Origin of the sequence: Alcanivorax profundi, from assembly GCF_003597125.1 — a bacterium.
In the GTDB taxonomy this organism is placed as follows: Bacteria; Pseudomonadota; Gammaproteobacteria; order Pseudomonadales; family Alcanivoracaceae; genus Alcanivorax; species Alcanivorax profundi.
Genome location: NZ_QYYA01000140.1, coordinates 1 through 422, shown reverse-complemented (window position 1 = coordinate 422; position 422 = coordinate 1). Strand labels below are relative to the sequence as shown.

General features: G+C 41.5%; 1 protein-coding gene. It reads left to right on the top strand.

Going from position 1 to position 422, the window contains the following annotated elements; translation table 11 throughout:
• The coding region (locus D4A39_RS18690; RefSeq protein WP_119918602.1) for a glycosyltransferase at positions 1-422 on the top strand (422 nt) is incomplete at both ends.

Below are 422 nucleotides of genomic sequence, written 5' to 3'. Positions count from 1 at the left end.
CAGAAACCAAAGAATGAAATCAAGCGTGGCAAGAAGTTCATGGTTGGCTATCTTGGTGTAATCGGTCAGCAGGAAGGTATTGAATATCTTTTGAAGGCAGCTAAATATATCAAGGAGTTACCTGGAAGAAATGATGTGTTCTGGGGTATCGTTGGTGGTGGCCCTGATGTAGAGCACATGAAGAAACTGAGTCATGACATGGGCTTGGACGACATCGTAGAATTTACCGGTCGTGTACCTGATCAGACTTTGCTTGACTATTTGAATACTGCTGATGTTTGTGTTAACTCTGATGAATATAATGCTATGAATGACAAGAGTACCATGAATAAGGTGTTGGAGTATATGGCATTGGGCAAACCTTTAGTTCAGTTTGATTTGACAGAGGGTAGATATTCTGCACAGGAGGCATCACTTTATGC